General features: G+C 74.4%; 5 protein-coding genes. 3 read left to right on the forward strand and 2 right to left on the reverse strand.

The annotated features are described in order from the left end of the window. Positions 1-190: 190 nt before the first annotated feature. Positions 191-589: a nuclear transport factor 2 family protein gene (locus ACZ61E_RS22095; protein WP_469701541.1), complete on the reverse strand. Its 399-nt coding sequence runs from the start codon at positions 587-589 to the stop codon at positions 191-193. Between the two features lie 216 nt (positions 590-805). Between ACZ61E_RS22095 and ACZ61E_RS22100 the strand changes: the two genes are divergently transcribed. Both ACZ61E_RS22100 and ACZ61E_RS22105 read left to right on the forward strand, forming a co-directional pair. Continuing rightward, positions 806-1657 (forward strand): NmrA family NAD(P)-binding protein, encoded by an 852-nt coding sequence (locus ACZ61E_RS22100; protein ID WP_469701542.1) that lies wholly within the window; start codon positions 806-808, stop codon positions 1655-1657. A 58-nt stretch (positions 1658-1715) separates the two neighbouring features. After that, positions 1716-2177, forward strand: a complete 462-nt coding sequence (locus ACZ61E_RS22105) for a DUF5954 family protein (protein ID WP_469701543.1) — start codon at positions 1716-1718, stop codon at positions 2175-2177. Positions 2178-2255: 78 nt separating this feature from the next. On the opposite strand, the gene ACZ61E_RS22110 is transcribed toward ACZ61E_RS22105, so the two are convergent. Further along, entirely contained in the window at positions 2256-2603 is a 348-nt protein-coding gene (locus tag ACZ61E_RS22110) for a hypothetical protein (RefSeq protein ID WP_469701544.1), read from the reverse strand. A 385-nt stretch (positions 2604-2988) separates the two neighbouring features. Here ACZ61E_RS22110 and ACZ61E_RS22115 point away from each other — a divergent pair, with 385 nt between their 5' ends. After that, positions 2989-3399, forward strand: coding sequence for a DUF3592 domain-containing protein (locus tag ACZ61E_RS22115; RefSeq protein ID WP_469701545.1), 411 nt, complete (start codon positions 2989-2991; stop codon positions 3397-3399). Positions 3400-3538 lie beyond the last annotated feature (139 nt).

Raw genomic sequence — 3538 nt, forward strand, 5'->3', positions numbered from 1 at the left:
CCAGCTCCACCCCTCCCTCCTCGTCTATCCCCCCTCCCCCCCCCCCCCCCCCCCCCCCCCCCCCCCCCCCCACCCTCCCCCCCCCCCCCCCCCCCCCCCCCCCCCCCCCCCCCCCCCCCCCCCCCCCCCCCCCCCCCCCCCCCCCCCCCCCCCCCCCCCCCCCCGACCTGGTGGACGATCCGGAGCGGGCTCAGGGCAGCGGTTCGGCCATGGCGGTCAGATGGATTCCGACGAGCCGCCACCCGGCACCCGGCCCGGCCCCGGCGTCTTCTCCGCACTTCGTCAGGAACTGGGTCGCGCGGAAGCGGCCGTCCGCGTCCCGGCCGTCGACGATGCTCTGCTGACACTGCACTCCGATGGCCACCGCGGCGTCGCCGTGCCGCCGCACCTCGACCTCCTTCCAGTCGAACGAGTCGTGGATGAGGTCGCCCGAGGCGTACCGCTCCAGCCAACGCGCCTTGTCGAGGATGAATCCGCGCGGTCCGACCCCGCGGAAGTCGTCCGCGAGCAGCCGGTCCAACATGTCGATGTCACCGTGCAGTTCGGCCATCGCCCACCGTCGTCCGAACTCGGCCAGCTCCCTGTCCATCAGCTCTCTCCCCGTCCGCAACGAGTGCTCCGTCGTCGCCCACACTCCACCGGTACGGCTCACGGCGCATCGGCTCGCCGGATGGCCCGCGACTACTGCGCGGGGAGTACCAGGGGAGCGCGGGGACGAAAGTGCTACCACCGGCGTAGACGCACGCTTATGCGAGTGAGCGTCACGGCCATGTCCGGCGGGGCCGCCCCGTAATTGACTGAACGCATGACACAGAACACGCACAACACCGTGCACACACGGGATGCGGCGGCGAGCACGACCCTGGTCACCGGTGGTACGGGCAAGACCGGACGGCGCGTGGCCGCCCGGCTCACGCGGCGCGGACTGCCGGTGCGCATCGCCTCACGCCGCGGCGGGACCCCCTTCGTGTGGGAGGAGCCCGACACCTGGGACGCCGCGCTGGACGGTGTCGGAGCCGTCTACCTCAGCTACTACCCGGACCTCGCCTTCCCCGGTGCAGCCGAGACCGTCGGCGCGTTCGCGGAGCGGGCCGTCGCCATGGGCGTACGCCGTCTGGTGCTGCTCTCCGGGCGAGGTGAGGAAGGCGCCCTGATCTCCGAGGGGAAGGTGCGCGGCAGCGGCGCCGATGTGACGGTCGTCCGGGCGAGCTGGTTCAACCAGAACTTCACCGAGGGCTTCTTCCTGGAGCCCGTGCTCGCCGGGGAGCTGGCGCTGCCGACCGGCGACGCGGTCGAGCCGTTCGTCGATGTCGACGACATTGCGGACGTCGCCGTCGCGGCGCTCACCGACGACCGGCACACCGGCCGGACTTACGAGCTGTCCGGACCCCGGCTGATCGGCTTCGCGGAGATCGCCGGTGAACTGTCCGGGGTCACCGGCCGGGAGATCGCGTACACCCCGGTCACGATCGAGGAGTACCGGGACTTCCTCCGCTCGGTGGGCGCCCCCGCCGACTTCGCCGACCTGTTCGAGCTGATCAACGACGGGCGCAACGCCCACCTCGTGCACGGAGTCGAGGAGGCCCTCGGCCGGAAGCCCCGTGACTTCACCGACTTCGCCGTGGACGCCGCGCGCACCGGCGTCTGGCGGCCCTGACCCCGTCGTGTCGATGATTCCGCGCGCCGGGTGCCGCGGGGTGGGGCACGCTGGGGGTATGGACGCGAGCTCAGACGGTGCATTCGACGACGCGGCGGCCCGGCGGCTGCTGGAGGTCGGGAAGCGTGAGGAGGAACTCCGTGAGGAGTTCCGGGTGGACGGGCCCGAGTGGGAGCGGATGTCCGTCTCCCACTACACGGCCTACGCCGCCATGATTCACGAGGAGGGCGGCTGGCGGCAGTTGTTCCCGGCCGTGCCCTTCGAGGAGGAGGCGCGGCTCGACCTGGGTGCCGTGCTGCGGGCGCGGGGCGCGCACGCGGGGGAGTTCGCCGGCCGTTTCGCCCGGGCGGCCGACGCGGTGGAACGCGGTGAGGACCAGGTGATCATCGCGGAGGACGTCTTCCGGATGGTACGGGTCGAGCAGACGGTCGTCATGACGAGCCACGGGCCGCAGACGCCCCGGGCCGGCGACCGGGAGTTCCCCGATGAACTGGACGAGCGGCCCGGGGCCGGTGACTGACCTCCGGGACACCGGAGGCCGAGTGCGGCGTCCCGCCCGGACGGGGGTGGGGCGGGACGGCGCACCGTTCTCCGGATCTCACCGGACGGGCCGGGCGTGCTGCCGCGGATCCGCCTTCTCGGGAGCCGGCGGGCCGGGCGCCGGCCTCACGCCGTCCGACGACTTCCACGGGTTCTCGACGGTCATCACCTCGCCGTTCCACCGGTAGCGGGTGGTGACGCGGCCGTCGCGGCCCGCCGACGTGAGGATCAGGTCCTTGCCGAGGGTCTCACCGGTGAGACCCTCCGGGCCCCAGTTGATCAGCACCGGCCGCACGGTGCCGCCCGAAGCCCGGTAGACCTGAACGAGCGTCAGTCCCGAGGACGGTTCGTCCACCAGGGCCACCACCAGCTCGTCCCGGCCGTCGGCCGTCAGATCGCGGTACACGGCTTCGCGCAGGCCGCGATCGGACCCCGGCAGTCCCCGAGGACGCCCCGGACGGACTCCGGCACGCTGGGGTCCCTCGGCAACTCCCGCACCGGCACATCAGGCGGGGTCCGCCCTTTCGTCCGCCGACGGCGCGGGCGGCGTGTGGTCCGGCCACAGGGGCGCCGGCCGGGCGGGCGGCGACAGTCGGGGCGGCGGGCGCCGTACGGTACCGGGAACTGGTCGCGCGGGTGCGTGGCCGCGAGCCGCTGCCCGCGCACACCGACGAGTACGCCTGGCTGGTCACCGCACTGCGCGCCGAGACCGCCGGCGGTACGCCCCCGAGTCTCCCGTGCCGCCGGCCGCACCCCTACTCTGGACCCCGACCCGTAGGGAGTGTGGACCCGTGCCCGGCTGGCTGTTTCCCCTCGCGTTCGCCGCTGTCGGCGCCGCCGTCTTCGTCATCGGCTTCGTCGGCCTGCGGCGTGCCTTCGTCCTGCGGCGCGAGGGCGTCCCGGCCGAAGGCTGGATCGTCCGGCTGGAGACGACCTCCGACGGGCAAGGAGGATCGGTCCACCGGCCGGTCGTCGGCTGGGTGACCGACGACGGGCGGCGCATGGAGGTCGAGTCTCCGTACGGGCGCTCCTGGGTGGGCAGGTTCCGGCCCGGGACCCCGGTCCGGATCCGCTACGACCCCAGGCGGCCCGAGCGGATGCGGATCGACGGCTACGGGCACGGTGTGCAGGTGGTGTTCATGCTGGTCGGCACCGCGTTCATGGCGGGCGGGATCTCCGTGGCGCTCCGGCTGACGGGCTGAGCGGACCGGGCGCACGGGCGGCGGCGAGCCGGACGGACGACGGCGGTGGGGGGGGGGGGGGGGGGGGGGGGGGGGGGGGGGGGGGGGGGGGGGGGGGGGGGGGGGGGGGGGGGGGGGGGGGGGGGGGGGGGGGGGGGGG

The organism is Streptomyces sp. NPDC104581, from assembly GCF_055583685.1.

Bases quoted from the DNA above. Each gene is read 5' to 3' on its own strand.
- ACZ61E_RS22095 (WP_469701541.1), bottom strand. From the start codon at position 589: ATGGACAGGGAGCTGGCCGAGTTCGGACGACGGTGGGCGATGGCCGAA.
- ACZ61E_RS22100 (WP_469701542.1), top strand. From the start codon at position 806: ATGACACAGAACACGCACAACACCGTGCACACACGGGATGCGGCGGCG.
- ACZ61E_RS22105 (WP_469701543.1), top strand. From the start codon at position 1,716: ATGGACGCGAGCTCAGACGGTGCATTCGACGACGCGGCGGCCCGGCGG.